At 70.0% G+C, this 20,729-nt stretch carries 22 protein-coding genes; 13 read left to right on the top strand and 9 right to left on the bottom strand.

Annotation, left to right across the window (positions count from 1 at the left end):
* Positions 1-14: 14 nt before the first annotated feature.
* From ACLF6J_RS16090 to ACLF6J_RS16075, 4 genes are all read right to left on the bottom strand, one after another.
* Positions 15-392, bottom strand: coding sequence for a hypothetical protein (locus ACLF6J_RS16090; RefSeq protein ID WP_047521154.1), 378 nt, complete (start codon positions 390-392; stop codon positions 15-17).
* Positions 393-537: 145 nt separating this feature from the next.
* Positions 538-1,860: an MATE family efflux transporter gene (locus tag ACLF6J_RS16085; RefSeq protein ID WP_134352385.1), complete on the bottom strand. Its 1,323-nt coding sequence runs from the start codon at positions 1,858-1,860 to the stop codon at positions 538-540.
* Between the two features lie 41 nt (positions 1,861-1,901).
* A complete protein-coding gene (locus tag ACLF6J_RS16080; protein ID WP_421076919.1) occupies positions 1,902-3,038 on the bottom strand; it encodes a sensor histidine kinase in 1,137 nt (378 codons plus the stop codon).
* Positions 3,038-3,766, bottom strand: coding sequence for a response regulator transcription factor (locus ACLF6J_RS16075; protein WP_047521046.1), 729 nt, complete (start codon positions 3,764-3,766; stop codon positions 3,038-3,040). Before ACLF6J_RS16075 ends, ACLF6J_RS16080 begins: the two co-directional genes overlap by 1 nt.
* 113 nt (positions 3,767-3,879) lie before the next feature.
* Between ACLF6J_RS16075 and ACLF6J_RS16070 the strand changes: the two genes are divergently transcribed.
* Genes ACLF6J_RS16070 through ACLF6J_RS16060 form a run of 3 tightly spaced genes read left to right on the top strand, consistent with a single transcriptional unit; the run spans position 3,880 to position 5,920 of the window.
* Complete coding sequence (locus ACLF6J_RS16070; RefSeq protein WP_134352384.1) at positions 3,880-4,542, top strand: glycosyltransferase family 2 protein; 663 nt, start codon at positions 3,880-3,882, stop codon at positions 4,540-4,542.
* Complete coding sequence (locus tag ACLF6J_RS16065) at positions 4,539-5,240, top strand: TIGR04282 family arsenosugar biosynthesis glycosyltransferase (RefSeq protein ID WP_134352383.1); 702 nt, start codon at positions 4,539-4,541, stop codon at positions 5,238-5,240. Before ACLF6J_RS16070 ends, ACLF6J_RS16065 begins: the two co-directional genes overlap by 4 nt.
* On the top strand, positions 5,237-5,920 hold the full coding sequence (locus ACLF6J_RS16060; protein ID WP_047521043.1) for a class I SAM-dependent methyltransferase: 684 nt from the start codon (positions 5,237-5,239) through the stop codon (positions 5,918-5,920). The genes ACLF6J_RS16065 and ACLF6J_RS16060 overlap by 4 nt, the downstream gene beginning before the upstream one ends.
* On the opposite strand, the gene ACLF6J_RS16055 is transcribed toward ACLF6J_RS16060, so the two are convergent.
* The 3 genes from ACLF6J_RS16055 to ACLF6J_RS16045 are packed head-to-tail and all read right to left on the bottom strand — an operon-like array spanning position 5,889 to position 7,371.
* Positions 5,889-6,140 carry a hypothetical protein gene (locus tag ACLF6J_RS16055; RefSeq protein ID WP_134352382.1) on the bottom strand — a complete coding sequence of 84 codons (252 nt, stop codon included), beginning with the start codon at positions 6,138-6,140 and terminating at the stop codon, positions 5,889-5,891. The two genes, ACLF6J_RS16060 and ACLF6J_RS16055, sit on opposite strands and share 32 nt — an antisense overlap.
* Entirely contained in the window at positions 6,140-6,742 is a 603-nt protein-coding gene (locus tag ACLF6J_RS16050; RefSeq protein WP_244093524.1) for a molybdopterin-dependent oxidoreductase, read from the bottom strand. Before ACLF6J_RS16050 ends, ACLF6J_RS16055 begins: the two co-directional genes overlap by 1 nt.
* Positions 6,739-7,371 (bottom strand): hypothetical protein, encoded by a 633-nt coding sequence (locus ACLF6J_RS16045; RefSeq protein ID WP_244093523.1) that lies wholly within the window; start codon positions 7,369-7,371, stop codon positions 6,739-6,741. Before ACLF6J_RS16045 ends, ACLF6J_RS16050 begins: the two co-directional genes overlap by 4 nt.
* Positions 7,372-7,482: 111 nt before the next feature.
* On the opposite strand from ACLF6J_RS16045, the gene ACLF6J_RS16040 reads away from it, so the two are divergent.
* From ACLF6J_RS16040 to ACLF6J_RS16010, 7 genes are all read left to right on the top strand, one after another.
* Complete coding sequence (locus ACLF6J_RS16040; protein WP_131494169.1) at positions 7,483-8,328, top strand: MTAP family purine nucleoside phosphorylase; 846 nt, start codon at positions 7,483-7,485, stop codon at positions 8,326-8,328.
* Positions 8,325-9,395, top strand: a complete 1,071-nt coding sequence (locus ACLF6J_RS16035) for an NAD-dependent epimerase/dehydratase family protein (protein ID WP_134352381.1) — start codon at positions 8,325-8,327, stop codon at positions 9,393-9,395. The genes ACLF6J_RS16040 and ACLF6J_RS16035 overlap by 4 nt, the downstream gene beginning before the upstream one ends.
* Entirely contained in the window at positions 9,395-10,774 is a 1,380-nt protein-coding gene (locus tag ACLF6J_RS16030; RefSeq protein ID WP_134352380.1) for a hypothetical protein, read from the top strand. The genes ACLF6J_RS16035 and ACLF6J_RS16030 overlap by 1 nt, the downstream gene beginning before the upstream one ends.
* A 55-nt stretch (positions 10,775-10,829) precedes the next feature.
* Positions 10,830-12,794 (top strand): M13 family metallopeptidase, encoded by a 1,965-nt coding sequence (locus ACLF6J_RS16025; RefSeq protein WP_134352379.1) that lies wholly within the window; start codon positions 10,830-10,832, stop codon positions 12,792-12,794.
* A 111-nt stretch (positions 12,795-12,905) separates the two neighbouring features.
* A complete protein-coding gene (locus tag ACLF6J_RS16020; protein ID WP_134352378.1) occupies positions 12,906-13,868 on the top strand; it encodes a serine hydrolase in 963 nt (320 codons plus the stop codon).
* 29 nt (positions 13,869-13,897) lie between these two features.
* Complete coding sequence (locus ACLF6J_RS16015; RefSeq protein WP_134352377.1) at positions 13,898-14,299, top strand: hypothetical protein; 402 nt, start codon at positions 13,898-13,900, stop codon at positions 14,297-14,299.
* Between the two features lie 57 nt (positions 14,300-14,356).
* Complete coding sequence (locus ACLF6J_RS16010) at positions 14,357-14,950, top strand: dihydrofolate reductase family protein (RefSeq protein ID WP_134352376.1); 594 nt, start codon at positions 14,357-14,359, stop codon at positions 14,948-14,950.
* 38 nt (positions 14,951-14,988) lie between these two features.
* Here ACLF6J_RS16010 and ACLF6J_RS16005 read toward each other — a convergent pair whose 3' ends face one another.
* Positions 14,989-16,431, bottom strand: coding sequence for an MFS transporter (locus ACLF6J_RS16005; protein ID WP_134352375.1), 1,443 nt, complete (start codon positions 16,429-16,431; stop codon positions 14,989-14,991).
* Between the two features lie 61 nt (positions 16,432-16,492).
* Here ACLF6J_RS16005 and ACLF6J_RS16000 point away from each other — a divergent pair, with 61 nt between their 5' ends.
* Genes ACLF6J_RS16000 through ACLF6J_RS15990 form a run of 3 tightly spaced genes read left to right on the top strand, consistent with a single transcriptional unit; the run spans position 16,493 to position 19,211 of the window.
* Positions 16,493-17,818: an alpha-hydroxy-acid oxidizing protein gene (locus ACLF6J_RS16000; RefSeq protein WP_134352374.1), complete on the top strand. Its 1,326-nt coding sequence runs from the start codon at positions 16,493-16,495 to the stop codon at positions 17,816-17,818.
* 32 nt (positions 17,819-17,850) lie between these two features.
* Positions 17,851-18,471, top strand: a complete 621-nt coding sequence (locus ACLF6J_RS15995; protein WP_134352373.1) for a hypothetical protein — start codon at positions 17,851-17,853, stop codon at positions 18,469-18,471.
* A gap of 50 nt (positions 18,472-18,521) precedes the next feature.
* Positions 18,522-19,211, top strand: coding sequence for a GNAT family N-acetyltransferase (locus ACLF6J_RS15990; RefSeq protein ID WP_134352372.1), 690 nt, complete (start codon positions 18,522-18,524; stop codon positions 19,209-19,211).
* Between the two features lie 21 nt (positions 19,212-19,232).
* Here ACLF6J_RS15990 and ACLF6J_RS15985 read toward each other — a convergent pair whose 3' ends face one another.
* Positions 19,233-20,702 carry a peptide MFS transporter gene (locus tag ACLF6J_RS15985; protein WP_047521023.1) on the bottom strand — a complete coding sequence of 490 codons (1,470 nt, stop codon included), beginning with the start codon at positions 20,700-20,702 and terminating at the stop codon, positions 19,233-19,235.
* Positions 20,703-20,729 lie beyond the last annotated feature (27 nt).

Here is a 20,729-nt window from a genome sequence, read left to right as displayed (position 1 = left end):
CCGTCGAGCAGTCGTCAGCCGCGGTCGATGCCGAAGATGTGGCGATAGATCGCGCTGACGTCCCGGTCGAGGTGATCGATGCGCTCGTGGATGGCCCGGATCTCGGTGCGCACGCCGCTGAACTCGCTGCCCGACTCGGTCCGGACGCTGGCGAACTCGTTCCTGAATTCGGTGCGCACGCTGGCGAACTCGTTCCTGAACTCGGTCCGTACGCTGGCGAACTCGTTCCTGAACTCGGTCCGGACGCTGGCGAACTCGTTCTTCAGCTCGGTGCGCACGCCGTCGAAGCCGTTCTGCATCGTTCGCAGGAACATCGTCGACATGAGCGTGAGCGTTCCGAACATGGCTGCGGCGAAGACACCGATCAGTGTCCAGACCTGTGGTTCCGTCATCCCCAGCATCCCCTCATTGTTCCTCGATGATCGTCGAGGCGCCAGGGAACGGAGGCCTAGTATTCCGGGGAACTCAGCGATTGTGGAGAAGTCGTTCTCGCGGAAGTCTGTGCAGTCAGCTCGGACGCGGAGCCCGCACCCGGGATCACGCCGACGCGGTGAGCCAGCGCCCTGAGCGCACGCGCCAGCCGAGGGTGCCGAGCCGGGCGAGCAGATAGACGCCGAAGAAAGCCACGGCCAGCCAGACGAGGCCCGCGGATCCGTCGACGCCGACCGCGGAGATGATCCACAGTGCCGGCAGGAACGGCACGAGGTTCACGCCACCGGCGATCGCGAGGTACCGCGCATCGTTCGCGCCCATGAGCACCCCGTCGAGCACGAAGACGACTCCGGCGATGGGCTGGGCGACGGCGAGCACGAGCAGCGCCGGCTGCACGAGAGCGGCGACCTCGGCGTCGCCGGTGAACACGATGCCGAGCACCCCGGAGAGGGCGGCGATCAGCCCGCCGACGATCACGCCGAACCACGCACCCCACGCCACCGTCCGTGCCAGCACCCGGTGCACCTGTCGCTCGTCGCCGGCACCGAGTTCCTTGCCGATCAACGCCTGCGCGGCGATCGCGAGTGCGTCGAGAGCGAAGGCCGCAGCCGAGAAGATCGTGAACACGATCTGCCACCCGGCCAGTTCATCGGTCCCGATCCCGGTCGCGATCCCCACCGTCGCGAGCAGCGCGACACGCAGGCTCACAGTGCGCAGGAACAACCAGCCGCCCGACGTGGCCGTGCTGCGGATGCCGGCGCGCTGCGCGCGGAGCGAGGCGCTGTGGCGCGTGGCCAGGTGGCGGACCACCAGGGCATAGGCGGCCACCATCCCCCACTGCGCGGTCACGGTTCCGGCGGCCGAGCCCGCGATGCCCCAGCCGAGTCCGTAGATGAACAGCCAGTTCAGCAAGGCGTTCGCGCCGAAGCCGAGCCCTGCGATCCAGAGCGGCGTCATGGTGTCCTGCATGCCCCGGAGCAACCCGGTCGCCGCGAACACGATCAGCATCGCGGGGAGACCCCACATCGAGATCACGAGGTATTCGTTGGCCTGTGCGGCGACGGCCTCGCTCGCGCCGAAGAGCGACACGAGCCAGGGCGAGGAGACGGCGCCGATCACCGCGAGCACGGCCCCCAGTCCGAGGGCGAGCCACATCCCGTTGATGCCGACCGACACGGCCTCACCCGGCTGGCCTGCGCCGAAGCGACGCGCCACCGCCGGCGTGGTCGAGTAGGCCAGGAAGACCATGAGTCCGACGATGGTCTGCAGCACGGCCGCGGCGATGCCGAGCCCGGCGAGCGGAGTCGTGCCGAGGTGCCCGACCAGCGCGGCATCGACGATCAGGAAGGCCGGCTCCGCGACCAGCGCGCCGAGAGCAGGAACGGCCAGGCGCAGGATCTCTCGGTTGAGGGAGGTGCGCGCGGTCATCCTCCGAGCCTATGACCTGGCACGGACCTCGTCCGCCCGACTCAGGCGCCCACGGGCAAGCGGATGTCGAACCGCGACCCGCCGTCGGCGTTGTGCGCGCTGATCACCCCATTGTGCGCCTCGACGATGCCGCGCGCGATCGCGAGCCCGAGACCGGCACCGCTCGTGCCGTGGACGCTCGTGCCGGGCGTCCGCGCGTCGGTGCCGCGCCACCCCGGTTCGAAGACGCTCGTCAGGTTCTCGTGGGTGATGCCCGAGCCGGTGTCCTGGACCGAGAGCACCATCGCGTCGTCTTCGCGGCTGGTCCTGATGCGGATCGTCCCTCCGGCCGGTGTGTGCTCGATCGCGTTGGCGAGCAGATTGGTCATCACGCGGGCGAGCTCGCGCGCGTCACCGACGACGGTGTGATCCGGGCTGGTCAGCTCGACGAGTGCCACGTCCTTCGCCCGGGCGACCGGCGCCAGCTCGGCGACCGCGTCACTGACCAGATCGTGCAGGGACATCGGTTCGAGACGGAGCGTCAGGGTGCCGGACGAGATCTTCGAGACCTCGAACAGGTTGTCGACGAGGTCGCTCATGTGGTCGACCTGGCGGCGCATCTGACGATGGAAGCGGGCAGGGTCCTCGGCGAGGCCGTCATCCAGTGCTTCCGTCATCGCCCGCAGCCCGGCGAGAGGACTGCGCAGGTCGTGCGAGATCCACGCGATCAACTCGCGCCGCGAACGATCGAGGAGCTGCACCTCCTCGCGTGCCGCCGCGAGTCGTTCACTGGTCGAGACGAGTTCGGCGGCCACGCGGGCGAACTCCGTGTTCACGGGGAGGGCACCCGTGTCCTCGAGCAGTTCTCCCTCACCGACCGAATGCGTCAGCCTCTGCAACGAGCGGGCGTCGCGGACGAGCCGGGCCGCGAGCAGCACGGCGACGGCGACCGCGACGACGGCGGAGATGGCGGTCACCACGACCACGACGAGAAGGTCGTGGGGAGAGATGTACATCGCCTCGGCGACCGCGAGCACCCCGGCGGCGAAGGACAGCACCACGGCGAGGATCACGATGCACAGTTGCAGCATCAGTGAGCGCCGGCGCAGCAGCCACAGCGCGAGCAGGCCGGCCCCTCCGACGAGGAGAGCCCATCCGAGAGCGATGGCTGCGATCGTGACGACATCGGCGAACGGCATCAGCGGTCCTCCCATTCGAGGCGGTACCCCACGCCCCACACCGTCACGAGAACCGTGGGGGATCCGGGGTCGTCTTCGATCTTCTCCCGAAGTCGCCGGGTGGTGACCGTGACCGTCGAGAGGTCTCCGATCTCCCATCCCCAGACCCGACGCAGCAGCGTGGGTCGATCGAACGTCTGCCGCGGGTGCTTGAGGAAGAACGCGAACAGTTCGAACTCGCGCACCGACAGCTCGAGTGGCACGCCGTCCCGGGTGACGATCCTGGCCGAGGGATCGAGGTGGAAGGGGCCGAGGTCGAACGGAGCCTCCCGCGCGAATTCGGGAAGGCTCCGGCGCAGCACCGAGTTCACGCGGAGGACCAGTTCCCGGGGAGAGAAGGGCTTGACCACGTAGTCATCGGCACCGGCTTCCAGGCCGTCGATGCGGTCCTCCTCCGAACCGAGGGCCGTGAGCATGATGATCGGGACGTCCGAGGCGGCCCGGATCCGCCGGCACACCTCGGCGCCGTCGATTCCGGGGAGCATCCGGTCGAGAACGATCAGGTCGGGAGCGCTCGCCGCGGCCGATGCCAGACCGGTGAAGCTGTCGGTGGCGTGATCGACGAGGTACCCCGCGGCGCGCAGATACGCCTGCACGACCTCGCTCACCGTCGCATCGTCCTCGATCACGAGCACCCGGCGGTCGGCGAGTTCCGCGAGGTGCGGAGGCGGAACGGACGGCGCGGACATGCTCTCATCGTAGGTTCGGAGGTCCTCCCCGTCACCCGCTCGGAGGGCAACCTTCCTCGGTTCGTAAGAGTTGACGGATGTCGCCGGGGGGACATCTTCTCTAGCGTCGCGATATGGCCTTTCCCACCGACGTCGTCTTCCCCTGTCTGAATGAGGCGGAGGCGCTGCCCGGGGTGCTGGCTGCCCTTCCCTCCGGTGCGCGGGCGATCGTCGTCGACAACGGCTCCACCGACGGGTCGGCGGAGATCGCGCGTCGTCTCGGAGCGCTGGTGATCCAGGAGCCACGGCGCGGGTACGGCTCCGCTGTGCATGCCGGACTGCGTGCGGCCACGGCACCCGTCGTCGCCTTCTGCGACGCCGACGGATCGTTCGACCTGACCGAGCTCGATCGGCTCGCGGACCCCGTGCATCGAGGTGAGAGCGACCTCATGTTCGGGCGTCGCCGGGTCGGTGGGCGAGGGGCGTGGCCGATCCATGCGCGATTCGCGAACACGGTGCTGCTGTCGATGGTGCGTCGGCGCACCGGGCTCTCGATGCACGATCTCGGTCCGTTCCGGGCCGGGCGTCGCGAGATGCTCCTCGACCTCGGGATGGAGGATCGGCGCAGCGGCTATCCCCTCGAACTCCTGCTGCGTGCCTGGCGGAAGGGGCTGCGCATCGGCGAGACCGATGTCTCCTACCGCCCGCGGACCGGCCGGTCGAAGGTCACCGGAACCGTCCGGGGCACCCTGATCGCGGTGTCGGATATGCACCGGACGTTGAGGAGGCTCGCATGAACGCCGAGGCGACGATCATCGTGATGGCGAAGGAGTGTCTGCCGGGAAAGGTCAAGACCCGGCTGCATCCGCCCTTCACGCTGGAGGAGGCGGCGGACATCGCACAGGCGAGCCTCGCCGATACCCTCGACGCAGTGGGGGCGACCGGGCTCCCGGTCGTCGTCTGCGCGCAGGGAGACGTATCCGTTCCCGCGGGCTTCCGGGTCATCCCCCAGGTCTCGGGCGGGCTGGACGAGCGGATCGGCGCAGCGCTGGACTCCGTTCCCGGGAGGGTGCTCCTGGTCGGCATGGACACCCCTCAGCTGGATCCGATGCTGCTGCGCGCACTCGCCGATGACTGGCCAGAAGACGTCGACGCCTGGATCGGACCGGCGACCGACGGAGGCTTCTGGCTCCTCGGGATCGACGATCTTCGCCCCGGACGGTTGGGTTCGTGCTCGCGAGGGGACCTCGTCCGCGGTGTGCCGATGTCGGTGTCGGACACCGGGGCGCATCAGCGCCGACGCCTGGTACGGATGTGGCTCCGCGTGCGCGACGCCCCTCCTCTCACGGACATCGACGATCTTGCCTCGCTGCGGGAGGTCGCGGCCGTTCTGTCTCCGCAGGGGCACCTCGCAGGCCTGCTTCCCCGCTTCTCGGGTGTCTTCGAGGCCACGGCTGCCGTCGGCCGCGCGGGCGAAGGGGACGGGCGAGGATGAGCAACGCGACCGCCGCGCACTTCGGCGCCGGAGGCGATGCGCCCTACGACTTCGCCCTGCGCAACGGGGGAGGGATGCTGCGCCTGATCGAACTCGGGGAGGGAACCGAGCATCGGGTCGAGGTCGGTCGTTTCCTCGCCGCCGCGGACGCTGCCGACGACTCGGTGATCGCCCGGATCCGAGGGCCCGTGCTCGATGTCGGATGCGGGCCGGGGCGGATACTCCACGCCGCGATCGTGGCCGGACACCTCGGGCTGGGGGTCGACGTCGCGATGTCCGCCGTCGAGCACGCCAGGCAGCAGGGCCTGCCCGCGCTGCAGCGTTCCGTGTTCGATCCGCTGCCGCAGGAGGGCTCCTGGGGCACGCTGCTGCTCCTGGACGGGAACATCGGCATCGGGGGCGAGCCGGACGCACTGCTCGCCCGGTGCGGGCAGATCGTCGGTCCGGGGGGACGTGTGATCGTCGAAGTCGATCCGCACCCGACGCGGGACCGGGGGTATCAGGCGACCGTCGTCGACATCGACGGCCGGTCGAGCTCGCCCTTCCCGTGGTACGAGATCGGAGCGACGGCACTCCGCGATCGGGTGCACGGGACGGGGTTGCAGATCATCGAGACGTGGACGCTGTCGGGGCGGGCCTTCGTGAGCCTCACCCGTCTGCCGGATCCGTGTCGCGAGTGACGGCCGGTCCGCGGGGGGCCGTTGCCGCGGTCCGAGGCCGCAGCCGATGGCGCACTGCGCTGACGACGGTCAGAAGGCCGTCATGCACGACGACGACGGCGAGCAGCCAGACGGCGACGCTGAACAGCTGAGCGAAGTCCTGTGCGGAGAGCATCAGCCAGGCTCCCCACAGCAGCAGGGCGACCCCGACGGCTGCGAGCGCGATTCTGCCGGCCCTCATCAGACCACCTCGATCGAGGACAGCCACTTGGTCTGCAGCACGCCGGGCCGCCCGGGGGCGATGACGCGCGCCGGATAGCCGTGGTCGAGGTCGAGGCGCTCCCCGTTGAGCTGGAGGGCGACCAGCGTGAGAGGGTCGCCGACATACTGAGGCGGCATCGTGGTGGCTCGGAAGGCGCCGCGCTGCCGCAGGCTGCGGAAGCGGATCGTGGCGTCATCGGGCGCGTCGACGGTGGCGAGGAGATCCCGCAGGCGGACACCCGTCCAGGACGCGTCGACCGTCCACCCCTCGACGCAGGCGATCGGGAGCCGGACCGTGCGTTGCGGCAGGGCTTCGAGTCCGGCCGCTGTGAAGGCGCGGGTCATCCCGTTCCCGGCGACCGTCAGCATCCACTCCGGGTCGAGGGCGAGCGCCGTCACATCGGCCTGCCGCGCGGAACGGTTGACGGGCAGATCCTGGGGGCTCTCGGCGCGGGCGCGGGGCTCCCGCAGGCTGAACGGGCCGATGGGGGCGACCGCGTGGGCGAGCGCCGCGGCGCCGAACAGCGCGGAGGCGCCGCCGACCCCGGCCAGGAAGCGCCGTCGGGAGAGGGGCGCGGTCATCGCGTCGCCGTCCCTTCGGAATCGGAGGGGGCATCGGAATCGGAGGGGGCATCGTCATCGTCCGGGTCTGCGCGCCAGGCGGTGACGATCGCGGGGAGGTGCACCGCGATGTGCACGGCCATCGCCCCGAGGAGGACCCAGGCCAGCGCGAAGTGCGTGCGGCGGAAGGAGAAGTCCCACGGATACCACTGCAGGGTGTTGAGCACCCCGGTGATCGGTTCCATCAGCGCGGCGGCCACCAGCACCGCCAGGCTCAGGCGCTCCAGCAGATGCGGGAAGCTGCGTACCGGAGGCCAGGCGAAGAGCTTCGGGAACACGATCCACAGCTTCGCCAGGAGCAGCGGGATGAGCATCGACCCCGCGACGACGTGGATCCCCTGATTCCAGGCATAGAGGTGGATCGGGCGCGTCGGCAGCGTCAGCCAGGGCAGCGGGTCCTGCTGCAGGTGGCTGTACAGGCCGGTGACGAAGCACACGAGGAAGGCGAGACCGAGCAGTCTGCCGATGACGACGGCCATCCGCGTCGTGCGCAGGGGGGAGCCCAGGGCTCGCTGCGCACGTTCCGACCGATCCTGGAGCGCGACGGAGAGCCGTTCGGTCACCGAACCGGTCGAGTGGTCGTCGCGCATGTCCTCAGTATGCGGACCGGGCGTGCCCGGCCGCGGGCGGATCGGGAACCTGTCATCGGGGTGTAAGGAAATGGGGTGCCGGTATGCCGACTCCGCGGGCACGCTGGGAGCATGACTGACGCGCAGCCGGGCCGGATCGAGTTCGCCGTGATCGGAGGATCGGGTTTCGAAGCGCTCGACCTCGGGGACAGACGAGTCCTTCCCGCGTCGGACTCACCGTGGGGAGTCGTTCCCGAGATCGTCGTCGGGCGACTGCACGGACGCGCGGTGGCGTTCGCGCCGCGGCACGGGGAGGGGCATCGGGTGCCGCCGCACCGGGTCAACGCCAGGGCACTGCTGTGGGGGCTTCGGCGGCTCGGGGCACGGGTGCTGCTGTCGACCAACGCGGTGGGTGGGCTGGCGTCATCGCTCGCGCCCGGTGACTTCGTGCTGACCGATCAGCTCATCGACCGCACGCACGGCAGGGCCGACACCTACTTCGACGGGGACATCGAGATCGCCGGTGTGCAGCATCTGCCGTTCGCGGAGCCCTACGACCGGCATCTGCGCGAGATCGCGTTCCGGGTGCTCCGTGACCAGGGGGAGCGCGTGCACCCCGCGGGGACCAGCGTCGTGGTGCAGGGACCGCGGTTCGCGACGGCCGCCGAGGCCGACTGGCACCGCGCGATGGGAGCCGCCCTGGTCAACATGACCCAGCTGCCCGAGGCGGCGCTCGCCGCGGAGCTCGGGTTCGCGCACGTGAACCTCGCGATCGTGACCGACACCGACACCGAGCACGGCGAGACGGAGGATGACACCTCGGCCACCGCGGAACGTGTGTTCGCCGTGATGGCACAGGCGCAGCCGCGGTTGAGCGCGGCTGTCGCAGCGATCATCGCCGCCATCCCTCCGGGGTACGAGCCGCCCGAGCGCCTGGCGCCCCAGGTGGTCGCGGCACTGATCGGGGCACGAGCATGAGCCGACTTCTGCTCGTGACGGGCGGAGCCGGCTTCATCGGCTCCGCGATCGTCGACGAGGCGATCGCCGCGGGCTGGCGGGTTCGGATCCTCGATTCCCTGCGCCCCGACGTGCACGGCAGCTTCGCCCCCGAGCCGGATGGGGGAAGCCAGGTCGAGTTCGTCGCTGCCGATGTGCGCGACCGTGACGCCGTGCGCCAGGCGTTGAGCGGGGTCGACGCGGTCTGTCATCAGGCGGCGAAGGTCGGACTCGGCGTCAGCATCCACGATGCCCCCGACTACGTGGGCTCGAACTCGCTCGGCACGGCGGTGGTGCTCTCGGCGATGGCGGAGGCCGGGATCGAACGCCTCGTCCTCGCGTCGTCGATGGTCGTCTACGGCGAGGGGCTGTACCGGGAGGGGGATCGTCTCGTGCAGCCCGCACCGCGGAGCCGGGCCGATCTGGAGTCGGGTCGCTTCGAGCCGCGGTCGCCGCACACCGGGGAGCCCCTCCGACCGATGTCGATCCCCGAGGAGCAGCCCTGCGATCCGCGCAACGCCTACGCGGCGACCAAGCTCGAGCAGGAACTGCTGGCCCGCACGTGGGCCTATGACGGAGGGCGGGCGGCGCTGCTGCGCTATCACAACGTCTACGGACCGGGGATGCCCCGGGACACGCCGTACGCAGGAGTGGCATCGATCTTCCGTTCCGCCCTCGAGCGGGGCGAGGCCCCCCGCGTGTTCGAGGACGGGCAGCAGCGACGCGACTTCATCCATGTCCGGGATGTGGCACGCGCCAACCTCGCCGCCCTCGAGTGGACGGATCGTGTGGAGCGCGGGACCACGCGGGCGTTCAACGTGGCCACGGGCGTCCCGCACACGATCGGGGAGTTCGCCGACGCGCTCGCCGCGGCGTTCGGAGGGCCGCAGCCAGTGCGGACGGGGGAGTTCCGGTCGGGCGACGTGCGCCACATCACGGCCTCGGCGGATCGCATCGCTCGAGAGCTGGGGTGGCGGCCGCAGGTCGGTTTCGACGAGGGGGTGCGTGAGTTCGCGCATGCCTCGCTTCGCACGGGGGCGGACGTCTGATGGCGGGTGCCGCGACGCGTCCGGGGCCGCGTCTCGCCGTCTGGGGGACGGTCGCGGCCGTCGTGCTCATCGCGGCCGCGGTCCTGATCCCGGCGCTCACGGGATGGAACGTGCGCGTCAAGTCGTTCCCGCCGCTGCACGCGGAGTGGATGCCGAGAGTCGGACCGGGGACACCCCTGGCGGTGCTCCTCGGTGTGGCCGGCGTGATCTGGGGTCCGCGGCTCGCCTCCTCGGTCCGGTGGGGGCGGCTGCTGCTGCTCGCGTTCGCGGCGTCCGCGTTGTGGCTGTTCGCGCTCGCCACGGTGGACGGGCTCGACGGCATCGGCACCATCCTCGACCACCGGTACGAGTACCTCGGGACCGCACGGGAGGTCGACGACTTCGGGGCCACGCTCCGCGAGTACATCGAGCGGATCCCGTACGCGCATGAGGACAACTGGCCCGTGCACATCGCCGGCCATCCCCCGGGAGCCCTGCTCTTCTTCGTCGTCCTGGTGCGGATGGGGCTCGGGAGCGCGCTCGCCGCCGGATTCGTGGTCCTGCTCCTGGGTGCCACGACCGTGGTGGCGGTGCTGATCACGCTGCGCGCCCTCGGGGCGGCCGACCTCGCCCGTCGCGCGGCTCCGTTCCTGGTGTTCACCCCGGCGGCGATCTGGGTGGCGGTCTCGGGCGACGGCATGTTCATGGCTGTCGCCGCGTGGGGCATCTGTCTGTTGGCGCTCGCGACGCGTGCGGGTGGTGTCGTGCGGATCGCGTGGTCGGTCGGGGCCGGCCTCCTGCTCGGATACTGCGTGATGCTCTCGTACGGCCTCCCCCTGCTGGGGGTGCTCGCGGTCGCCGTGCTGGTGGCGGGGAGGTCGTGGATCCCGCTGCCGATCGCCGCGGTCTCGGCGATCGCCGTCGTGGGGGCGTTCGCGGTCTTCGGCTTCGCCTGGTGGGAGGCGTTCCCGGTGTTGCAGCAGCGCTACTGGGATGGGGTGGCATCGCGCCGACCGCCCGGGTACTGGCTGTGGGGGAACATCGCCGCGTTCGCGGTCAGCGCGGGGCCGGCGATCGGTGCGGCCTTCGCGGCAGTCGGGGCGTGGGCGATCCGCGGACCGCGAGCGCGGCGTCAGGTTCCGGAACTCCGAACCGAGTCAGGGCGCGGATGGGAGCCGCGCACCATCGTGCTGCTGCTCTGCGCCGCCGGGGTGCTCATGGTGCTCCTGGCCGATCTGTCGAACATGAGCCGGGCGGAGGTGGAGCGCATCTGGTTGCCGTTCGTGCCCTGGATCACGATCGGTCTGGCGCTCTTCGACGAACGGGCGCGCCGCTGGTTGCTGGCGGTGCAGGTCGTCGCCGCGATCATCGTCCAGTCCCTGTTGCAGACCGGATGGTGACGGCGGACGGGCCCGCCTCGACGCAGTGGGGGAGGGGCGTCATAGGCTGGGGCGCATGACTGACGTTCTTCCCGTGGGCCTCGCCCTTGATGAGTTCAGCTCCGACATCCGCCCGCAGGACGACCTCTACCGCCACGTGAACGGCGCCTGGCTCGCCCGCACCGAGATCCCGGGGGACAAGGCGCGCTGGGGCTCCTTCCACCTCCTCGCCGAGCAGGCAGAGAAAGACGTGCGTGCGATCGTCGAGGAGTCGCAGGACGCAGCGGAGGGCACTCTCGCCCGCAAGATCGGCGACCTGTTCGCGAGCTTCATGGACACCGAGCGGATCGATGCCGCCGGTGTCGCCCCGCTCGCCGGGACGCTGGCCGAGATCGACGCGATCGACGGCATCCCGGCGTTCCTGCGCACCGTCGGCGCGTACGACCGCGATGGTCGTGCATCCGTGATCGGACTCTACGTCGACGGCGACCCCGGCAACCCCGAGCGCTACCTTCCGGTGCTCCTGCAGGCAGGTCTGTCGCTCCCCGACGAGAGCTACTTCCGCCTCGACACGTTCGCCGACACCCGCGCCGCGTACCGTGCCCATCTCGAGCGACTGCTGGAGCTCGCGGGCGTCCCGCAGGCGGCGGAGAACACCGACCGGGCGATCGCGCTCGAGACCGAGCTGGCGGGTCATCACTGGGATAACGTGCGCAGCCGCGATGCGGTCGCGACCTACAACCTCAAGACCTGGGACGAGCTCCAGGAGCTCGCCGGTGTCGACCTGACCCCGTGGCGGGAAGCGGTCTCGCCGTCGAACCCCGCCGCGTTCGACGAGGTCGTCGTGTCGCAGCCGAGTTTCTTCGAGGGCCTCGGCTCGCTGCTGACCCCGGAGCGTCTCGACGACTGGAAGGCGTGGTTGCGGGCGAAGGTCGTGCACGCGGCGGCACCGTACCTGACCGACGATCTCGTGCAGGAGAACTTCTCGTTCTACGGCACCGAGCTCACCGGTGTCCCCACGATGCGCGAGCGCTGGAAGCGCGGCGTCTCGCTCGCCGAGGGGGCCCTCGGCGAGGCGATCGGCAAGGTGTACGTCGAGCGGCACTACCCGCCGACGGCGAAGGCCGCGATGGACGAGCTGGTCGCGAACCTCATCGAGGCCTACCGCCGGAGCATCACCGACCTCGAGTGGATGACCGCGGAGACCCGTGAGCGCGCGCTCGCCAAGCTCGACTCGTTCACGCCGAAGATCGGGCATCCCGAGGTGTGGCGTGACTACTCGAGCCTCGAGATCGACCGGGACGACCTGTTCGGCAACGTGCGCCGCGCGGCGATCTTCGAGCACGATCGCAACGTCGACAAGGTCGGCACGCCCATCGACCGCACCGAGTGGCACATGCCGCCGCAGATGGTCAACGCGTACTACAACCCGTCCATGAACGAGATCGTGTTCCCCGCGGCGATCCTGCAGTACCCGTTCTTCGACGCCGGTCGTGATGCGGCCGCGAACTACGGCGGCATCGGCGCGGTCATCGGTCACGAGATCGGCCACGGCTTCGACGACCAGGGCAGCCGCTACGACGGCGACGGCCGACTGCAGGACTGGTGGACGGATGCGGATCGCTCGGCGTTCGAAGAGCGCACCAAGGCTCTCATCGCCCAGTACGACGAGCTCGTTCCAGAGGGCCTCGACGCCGAGCATCACGTCAACGGCGCCCTCACGATCGGGGAGAACATCGGCGACCTCGGCGGTCTCGGCATCGCGCTCCGGGCGTACGAGCTGTCGCTGGACGGTGCGGAGGCGCCGGTGATCGACGGGTACACCGGCGTGCAGCGACTTCTGCTCTCCTGGGCGCAGGTGTGGCAGCAGAAGAGCCGTGACGCCGAGACCCTGCGGCTGCTGACGATCGACCCGCACTCGCCGAACGAGTTCCGCTGCAACCAGATCGTGCGCAACATCGATGCCTTCTACGAGGCGTTCGGGGTGTCCGACACCGACGCCCTCTGGCTGCCCGCGGCATCGCGGGTGACCATCTGGTGACCAAACGTCACACTCTGTGAAGCATCCCCCGGCGGTGGGGTTACGATAGCCCTGCCGCTGGGGAGCGTCTTCCCTCGGTATCCCGCAAATCCACCCCCCTTAAGGATCAGCGTGGGCGCTCTCGAGCCTGGTGATGGGTTCCGCAACTCCTCGGTCCCCGAGTCTCTCCGGGGTGCCCCGGAGTCGTCCGGCGGTCGCCGCTCGCAGCGCACCAGCCGTCGACTCCCTCGGCGCGCAGCCGCCGGGCGACGGTCGTTCACCGCCACGCTCCGATCGCTGGAGGGGCTGGCGGACTCCGGCGCGCAGGTCTCGGTACACGTCGTCGACCTCGACAATCATGTGCACGTCCTGGCCGGTGACGACCATGTGACCATGCCCGTCGCGGGGCTCGGCGTGGTCCCGCTGCTCATCGAGGTGGCCGCGGGCTTCCAGGGCGGTGCGCTGGACCCGTTCGAGATCGTCGAGCGCGAGAACGTCGATGCCGTGGAGACCTCGGGGCTCTGGCGACACCTGCATGCCCCGGCGCTTCCGCTGGAGGACCTCGCCGTGCTGGCGGCGACCGCGGGCGACCCGATCGCGGTCAACGCACTGCTGCAGAAGGTCGGGCACGAACGGGTGCGCGACCGCATCGAGTCCCTCGGGCTCCGTCGCACGGCGCTGCTCGACCGTTTCCGCGACCGTCGTGGCCCCGACGACGCTCCGCAGGTCGCCGTCGGTTCGGCGCGCGAACTCGCCGGGCTGTTCTCGGCGCTGGTGAACTCGCAGGTCGTCGACGCCGCCGTCAGCGCGCAGGTGTCGGAGTGGCTGAGCCTGAACCAGGACCTGAGCCTGGTCGCGGCCTCCACGGGCCTCGATCCCTTCGCGCATGATCACGATGCGCACGGCCTGCTGTTCGTGAACAAGACCGGTCGCGACCGGGGGGTGCGTGCGGAGGCGGGTGTGCTCGCCGGCCCTCGCGCCGGGGTCGCCTATTCGCTCATCGTCTGCTTCGACGACCTCTCGATCACGCACCGGCTTCGCGCGCACGACGCCTTCCGCGTGCTCGGTGTCGAACTCATGGAATACACGCACTGACGCGCACGGCACGTCGCTAGCATCGAGGGATGCCGCGATCTGACTGGACCCCGCACCGCCGCGACGACGGCGAGCTGCTCGGATGGATCCACCCCGCCGGAGACGAGTGGGTGGCTGTCGACGTGCTCGGACGCCGTGTCGGTGCTCCCGCCGAATGGCTCGATGCCGAGGCTGCGTTGGAGGAGCACGGGATCGCGTGGCTCGCGGATCCGTGGATGCTGGACGGTGAGGACGACCGTCCGCTGCGCGTGCGCCTCCTCGAGGTGACTCCCGACGAAGAGGGTGTGCCGGGGCGGATCGTGGTGAAGATCGACGACTTCGGCGACATGACCCGTCCGGCGACCGCGCAGTTCGTGCTGGCCTGGCCGATCCCGGGTCGGCTGCGCTCTCCGCGACACGACGACCCGGACCCGCGCACGATCTCCCGTTGACGGACCGCCTCGGTTCGCGTAGACCGGAGGGCGTCCGCATCCGAGGAGGAGTCACGCATGGGCATCATCTTCAGCGACCTCGCCGTCTCGGCCGACGGCTACGCCACCGGTCTGAACCAGACGGAGGAGCGACCGTTCGGCGATGTCGACGACTCCTGGCTGCACAACTGGATGTTCGACGCCTACGAGGAGAACAAGGCCGAGGTCGACGCGATCGTCACCTCGGGGGCGACCATCATGGGCCGCAACATGTTCGGCCCGGTGCGGGGGGAATGGGATCGCGACTGGCGTGGCTGGTGGGGTCCGAACCCGCCGTACCACAACCCCGTCTTCGTGCTCACGCATCATCCGCACGAGCCGATCGAGATGGAGGGCGGCACGACCTTCCACTTCATCACCGACGGCATCGAAAGGGCACTGGAGCTCGCCCGGGATGCCGCGGGGGAGCAGGACATCTCGATCGCCGGCGGGCCGCGCACCGTGAACCAGTTCCTCACGGCGGGTCTCCTCGACGAGCTGCGCCTGCACATCACGCCGTGCATCATCGGGGCGGGGGAGCGCGTCTTCGAGGGGGTGCCTCCGCAGCGGCTCGAACGGGTGTCGGTGCGCGCAACCTCCTTGGTCACCCACGTCACCTATCGGAGGATCTGAGCCGGTTCACGTCGCGGAGGTGCGGCGTCGCGCCGCGCTCAGCCGGGCAGGGACGGATGCTGTTCGGAACTCCGCTGCTTCGGGATGAACAGCGAGAGCACCACGGCGATCACGCCGGCCGCGATCGCGAGCCAGAAGCACACCTCGAAGGCGGCTCGCGTGGGCACGGCGACCCCGTCGACATCGATGCTCATCGCCGCGAGCACACCGCCCATCACGGCGGAGGCGCTCGAGGTTCCGACCGAGCGGAACAGGGCGTTCAGCCCGTTCGACGCCCCGGTCTCGTTCGCCGGCACCGAGCGCATGATGATCATCGGCATCGCGGCGAAGGTGAACCCGATACCGATGCCGATGAAGATGTTGGCCACGAAGATGTGCCACACCTCGGAGGACCAGAGCAGGACGAAGACGTAGGCGAGCACGATCGCCGCGGCGCCGACCGTGAACAGCGGGCGGGGGCCGACGGTGCGTTCGAGCCAGCCCGAGAGCGGTGAGATGACCATCATCACGAGCCCCGCCGGCATGATCACGAGGGACGCCGCCAGCATGTCGAGCCCGAAGCCCGCGCCGCCGACGGTCGGCATCTCGAGGAGCTGAGGGAACGTCACGTTCGAGGCGAAGAGCGCGAACCCCATGCCGATCGCGGCGATGTTCGTGAACAGGACGGCCGGGCGTGCGGCGACCCGGAGATCGAGCAGGGGGTCCTTCGTGCGCAGCTGGTACCAGCCCCAGACCAGGAGGACGGCGACTCCCCCGAGGATGCAGGTGAGCGTGAGCGCGGAGGTCCATCCCCATTGCGCTCCTCGCGAGACGAAGAGCAGGATCCCGGTGAGGCCGATCGCGAGACCGACGGCACCGACCACGTCGAGTCGACCGGGGAAGCGGAGCACGTCCTCCGGGATCACCACCAGAACGAGAGCGAGGCCGGCGACGCCGAGCGCTGCCGCGAGCCAGAAGAGCATGTGCCAGTCGGCGTTCTGGGCGAGGAGGGCGGCGACGGGCATCCCGATGGCGCCACCGACTCCCATGGTCGCGCTCATGAGGGCCACGGCCGTGCCGAGCCGCTCGGGCGGCAGCACGTCGCGCATGATGGCGATGCCGAGGGGGACGACGCCCGTCACGGCCCCCTGCAGCGCGCGACCGATGATCACGCCGACGATCGAGCCGGAGACCGCGGCGATCACGGAGCCGAGGATGAGGAGCGCGAGCAGGGCGATCACGACCCGGCGCTTGCCGTACATGTCGCCCAGGCGGCCGGAGATGGGGGTGGCGACCGCGGCGACGAGCAGCGTGATCGTGACCACCCAGGTGGTGTCCTCGCGGGAGGCGTTCAGCAGCTGCGGCAGCTCGGCCTGCAACGGGACGACGAGCGTGAACATGAACGAGGAGCACAGACCGGCGAACGCGAGGACCGCGACGATCGCCCACTTCGGCGGGGTGCGGGAGAGACGCTTCCTGGCTCTGTCGTCGCTCGCACCCACCGGCTCAGGCTATCGGCGATCGGACGATGCGGGGCCGTCCGGCGCTGGTTAGCATGTGGGCATGGTCACGAGCAGCGTCGCTCCGGACGATCCCGCCGCCCACCGCGGCATCTCCCGGCGTACCCAGTCCGACATCTACCGCGCGGGCATCAGCGGGACGAAGCCCGCGGTGCCGATCGACCCCGTGGCCCTCAAGGCGGCGGCCCGCAAGGCGCTGAGCGCCGAAGCGTTCGCGTACATCGCCGGTGGTGCGGGTTCCGAGCGCACCATGACGGCCAACCGTCGGGCGTTCGACCGTTGGCAGGTCTGGCCGAGGCCGCTCCGTGACGTCTCGACCCGCGACCTCGGCGTGGAGTTCCTGGGGCGGATGCGCCCGACGCCCCTCCTGCTCGCCCCGCTCGGGGTGATGGAGATGGCCCACGCGGAGGCCGACCTCGCGGTCGGGCGTGCCGCGGCATCCCTCGGCGTCCCGTACACGCTCTCGAACCAGGCCTCCTTCCCGATGGAGGAGGTGGCGGATGCCGCACCGCACGGCTCCCGGCTGTTCCAGCTCTACTGGTCGGCGTCGGACGACCTCAACCGCTCGCTGCTCGCCCGCGCCGAGGAGTCCGGGTGCGAAGCGATCGTCATCACCCTCGACACGCACCTGCTCGGTTGGCGCACCCGCGACCTCGATCTCGCGTACCTGCCGTTCACCCGCGGGTTGGGGATCGCGCAGTACACGAGTGATCCGGTGTTCCAGCAGCTGGTGCGCGAGCGCGCCGCCGCGCCGAAGGGCGATGCGCCCGGCGTCCGCGTCACACCTCGGGCGGTGGCCGCGGCCCTGACGATCGCCCGCAAGGGCGCGCCGCTCACCGGCGGAGCTTCGCTGCGCGACAACCTCCGGTCGCCGTTGCCGCGGGCTGCGGTCGAGACGTTCCTCGACGTGTTCTCCACTCCTGCCCTCACGGGGGAAGACCTGGCGAAAGCACGCGAGTGGACGAGTCTGCCGATCATCCTGAAGGGGATCGTGCACCCCGACGATGCCCAGGCGGCGCTCGATGCGGGGATGGACGGGATCTGGATCTCGAACCACGGCGGCCGTCAGATCGATCGCTCGGTGCCGACGCTCGACGTGCTGCCCGAGATCGCGGAGCGTGTCGCGGGCCGGGTGCCGATCGTCTTCGACTCGGGGGTGCGGGGCGGCGCCGATGCCGTGATCGCCCTCGCCCTCGGCGCGACGGTCGTGGCTCTCGGCCGTCCCTACGCCTACGGCCTCGGCATCGCCGGGGAGGTGGGTGTGCGCGAGGTCGTGCGCAACGTGCTCGCCGAGATCGACATCACCCTCGGGCTGGCGGGGCTCACCTCCGCCTCTCAACTCGATCGGGACGCGCTGAGGAAGGTGTGAGCACGCTCCGCCGTTCGTGATTGCATGGGCGGATGAGCGATGACGCCGCCTTCGACCAGCACCCCGCCGACTCCGCATACCACCGCCGGCTCCCGATCGGCGAGGTGCTCGACGCCTCCGCGATCGCCGAGGGTCTGCCCTGGGCCTTCGAGTCGATCACGATGCGTCCGCTCGAACCGATGCTCGTGCCGGAGAAGCCGCGCGGAGGAGAGATCGACCCGGCCGAGTGCGGGCACTGTGGTCCGAGCGTGCACACGATCTGGCAGGACGAGCTGTGGCAAGTGCGTGCCGGATGGGACGTCGGCGGTCTGCCGTTCATCGGCGGGGTCGCGCCGCGCGAGCATTGGCTGCTCGAGAACGCCCCGCACGATGTGCTCGCCGCGCTGGGTCCGCTGATGCAGCGGGTCTCCCAGGCCGTCAAGAGCGTCCCCGGGGTCGCGCGCTGCCACTTCGGTCGCTGGAACGACGGCTCCGCGCACATGCACCTGTGGGCGATGGGACGCCCGGCGGGGATGATGCAGGGCCGCGGCGCCGTGCTCGCCTTCTGGGACGAGATCCTGCCGCCGCTGCCGCCGGAGATGGCCGAAGCACACCTCCGGATCGTCGCGGAAGCGCTCGCGGCGGGTGGCGGGGAGGCCTTCCCTTATCGCTGATCCGGGCCCGTCGATTCCTCGAACGGGCCGACGAGGGGCAGACTGGGTGCGTGCGAACCATCCGTGACCTCGACACCGTTGAACTCATCCTCGACGCGCAGGGCCTGCTCGACTCCATCCGGGGTCCGCAGCGCGTGGTGGATGCCGGCACCCTGCGCGCCCTGCAGCAGTCGGGCAACTACGTCGTCGGCTTCTTCGACGGCGAGGGCGACGAGGAGCGCATGGTCGGGGCATCGATCGCGTTCTTCGGCGAACCCGCCCGGCGGGCGATGCACTCGCACATCACGGCTCTGCTCCCCGAGTATCGGGGGCGCGGCTGGGGGCGTGAGCTCAAGGAGCACCAGCGTCAGTGGGCGTTCTCCCGCGACGTCGGTCGGATCACCTGGGTGTTCGATCCGCTGGTCGCGCGCAACGCGCACTTCTTCTTCACGGTGCTCGGCGCACGCGCGACGGGATACTCGGTGAACCGCTACGGGATCTTCGGCGGCGGGGACGCGGGTGACGAGAGCGACCGGCTCGATGTCGAGTGGGCCCTCGCCGACATCGCCAAGCCGCCGGCAGACGACGAGGTCGTCGAGACCCTGGAGATCCCGGCGGACATCGAGGCGCTGCGCATCTCGGACCCGGTGGCCGCACACGAGTGGCGGCTCCGTCTGCGGGCCCAGATGGAAGGTCTGCTCGGCAGCGGACTGAAGGTCGCCGGCTACGACAACGCGCGCGGCTACCTCTTCACGGCCTGACCGCCTTCCGCGACGGTGCGATCAGCGCACCCCGCGCATGAGCTTCAGGACGGGTTTCACGCTGAGCAGCAGGCCGATCCCGACGACGATGGCGATGCCACCGAGGATCGAGAAGTACGGCACCTCGTCATCCGGGTTGTAGAACTGCACCAGCCATCCGGAGATCGCCGTGCCGAGGGCGATCGACAGGAAGAACAGCGCGACCATCTGCGTGTGGAACGCGGCGGGCGCGAGCTTGGTGGCCACCGAGAGCCCGACCGGTGACAGCAGCAGTTCGGCGACCGTGAAGACGAACAGGATCCCGACGATCGCCAGCAGCGGCGTGGAGTTCTCGCCCCCTCCGGCGAACGGCAGGAACAGCAGGAACGCCGATCCCATGATGATCGCGGCCAGTCCGAACTTCACCGGTGTCGAGGGCTGGCGCTTTCCGAGTCGGGTCCAGATCGCGGCGAACACTCCCGACAGGATGATGATGAAGACGGGGTTGATCGACTGCACCCACGAGACGGGCATCTCCCAGCCGAACAGATTCCTGTCGAGGCGCTTGTCCGAGTAGACGGTCAGGACCGTGAACTGCTGCTGGTACAGCGACCAGAACGCGACACTGGTGACGAACAGCGGCAGGAACCCCCACACCCGCGAGCGCTCGGTGGTGTCGATGCGACGGCTGGACAGGATCACGGTGAAATAGGCGACGGCGGCGATCACGGTGCCGCCGATGACCAGGGTCGCGAGGTTGTCTGCGCGGATCAGCCCGGTCAGGACCAGGACGGCGATGAGGGCGACGGCGACGACGGCGATGATCCCGACGAGAGGGTAGCGGGACGTCGGGAGCGGGTTCGGCACCTCGCGGACCGAGGCGGGCAGGGCGCGACGCCCGAACGAGTACTGGACGAGACCGAAGGTCATCCCCAGGGCCGCGAGTCCGAAACCGAAGTGGAAACCGAGGGAGGACTGCAGGATGCCGGTCAGGATCGGGCCCAGGAACGCGCCGAGGTTGATGCCCAGGTAGAACAGCGAGAAGCCCGCGTCCCGGCGGGGATCCTCCGGCGTGTAGAGACTGCCGACGACCGAGGTCGCGTTCGCCTTCAGGCCGCCGGAGCCGAGAGCGACGAGCACCAGGCCGACGCCCACGCCGACGAAGCCCGGGAGCAGGGCGAGGGCGACGTGGCCGGCCACGATCACCATCGCGCTGACGAAGAGCACCCGTTCGGACCCGAACAGGCGGTCGGCGAGCCAGGCGCCCAGGATGGTCGACAGGTAGACCGCACCGCCGTACGCGCCGACGATCCCGCCGGCGACGGCTTCGGGGAGGCCGAGGCCACCCTGCGAGACCGAGTAGTACAGGTAGATGAGCAGGATGCCCTGCATGCCGTAGAAGCTGAAGCGCTCCCACATCTCCACGCCGAAGATGTGCACCAGAGCCCACGGTTGGCCGAAGAAGCGGGTGTCTTCGTTGCGGGCCCGCTGATCTCGCGCTGCAGTGCTCATGTCAGGACGGTACTCCCGTGCGGCCGT

The organism is Microbacterium sp. IO18 (assembly GCF_049099505.1).
Classification (GTDB): domain Bacteria; phylum Actinomycetota; class Actinomycetes; order Actinomycetales; family Microbacteriaceae; genus Microbacterium; species Microbacterium aurugineum.
The sequence above is the reverse complement of the archived record's forward strand: the minus strand, read 5'-3'. Positions and strand labels throughout refer to the sequence as shown.

What these genes read in the sequence shown, in the direction of transcription:
- ACLF6J_RS16035 (WP_134352381.1), top strand. Translation starts at nt 8,325, where the DNA reads ATGAGCCGACTTCTGCTCGTGACGGGCGGAGCCGGCTTCATCGGCTCC.
- ACLF6J_RS16090 (WP_047521154.1), bottom strand. Translation starts at nt 392, where the DNA reads ATGACGGAACCACAGGTCTGGACACTGATCGGTGTCTTCGCCGCAGCC.
- ACLF6J_RS16050 (WP_244093524.1), bottom strand. Translation starts at nt 6,742, where the DNA reads ATGACCGCGCCCCTCTCCCGACGGCGCTTCCTGGCCGGGGTCGGCGGC.
- ACLF6J_RS16015 (WP_134352377.1), top strand. Translation starts at nt 13,898, where the DNA reads ATGCCGCGATCTGACTGGACCCCGCACCGCCGCGACGACGGCGAGCTG.
- ACLF6J_RS15995 (WP_134352373.1), top strand. Translation starts at nt 17,851, where the DNA reads ATGAGCGATGACGCCGCCTTCGACCAGCACCCCGCCGACTCCGCATAC.
- ACLF6J_RS16070 (WP_134352384.1), top strand. Translation starts at nt 3,880, where the DNA reads ATGGCCTTTCCCACCGACGTCGTCTTCCCCTGTCTGAATGAGGCGGAG.
- ACLF6J_RS16010 (WP_134352376.1), top strand. Translation starts at nt 14,357, where the DNA reads ATGGGCATCATCTTCAGCGACCTCGCCGTCTCGGCCGACGGCTACGCC.
- ACLF6J_RS16080 (WP_421076919.1), bottom strand. Translation starts at nt 3,038, where the DNA reads ATGCCGTTCGCCGATGTCGTCACGATCGCAGCCATCGCTCTCGGATGG.
- ACLF6J_RS15985 (WP_047521023.1), bottom strand. Translation starts at nt 20,702, where the DNA reads ATGAGCACTGCAGCGCGAGATCAGCGGGCCCGCAACGAAGACACCCGC.
- ACLF6J_RS16025 (WP_134352379.1), top strand. Translation starts at nt 10,830, where the DNA reads ATGACTGACGTTCTTCCCGTGGGCCTCGCCCTTGATGAGTTCAGCTCC.
- ACLF6J_RS16030 (WP_134352380.1), top strand. Translation starts at nt 9,395, where the DNA reads ATGGCGGGTGCCGCGACGCGTCCGGGGCCGCGTCTCGCCGTCTGGGGG.
- ACLF6J_RS16065 (WP_134352383.1), top strand. Translation starts at nt 4,539, where the DNA reads ATGAACGCCGAGGCGACGATCATCGTGATGGCGAAGGAGTGTCTGCCG.
- ACLF6J_RS16055 (WP_134352382.1), bottom strand. Translation starts at nt 6,140, where the DNA reads ATGAGGGCCGGCAGAATCGCGCTCGCAGCCGTCGGGGTCGCCCTGCTG.
- ACLF6J_RS16000 (WP_134352374.1), top strand. Translation starts at nt 16,493, where the DNA reads ATGGTCACGAGCAGCGTCGCTCCGGACGATCCCGCCGCCCACCGCGGC.
- ACLF6J_RS16045 (WP_244093523.1), bottom strand. Translation starts at nt 7,371, where the DNA reads ATGCGCGACGACCACTCGACCGGTTCGGTGACCGAACGGCTCTCCGTC.
- ACLF6J_RS16075 (WP_047521046.1), bottom strand. Translation starts at nt 3,766, where the DNA reads ATGTCCGCGCCGTCCGTTCCGCCTCCGCACCTCGCGGAACTCGCCGAC.
- ACLF6J_RS16085 (WP_134352385.1), bottom strand. Translation starts at nt 1,860, where the DNA reads ATGACCGCGCGCACCTCCCTCAACCGAGAGATCCTGCGCCTGGCCGTT.
- ACLF6J_RS16060 (WP_047521043.1), top strand. Translation starts at nt 5,237, where the DNA reads ATGAGCAACGCGACCGCCGCGCACTTCGGCGCCGGAGGCGATGCGCCC.
- ACLF6J_RS16040 (WP_131494169.1), top strand. Translation starts at nt 7,483, where the DNA reads ATGACTGACGCGCAGCCGGGCCGGATCGAGTTCGCCGTGATCGGAGGA.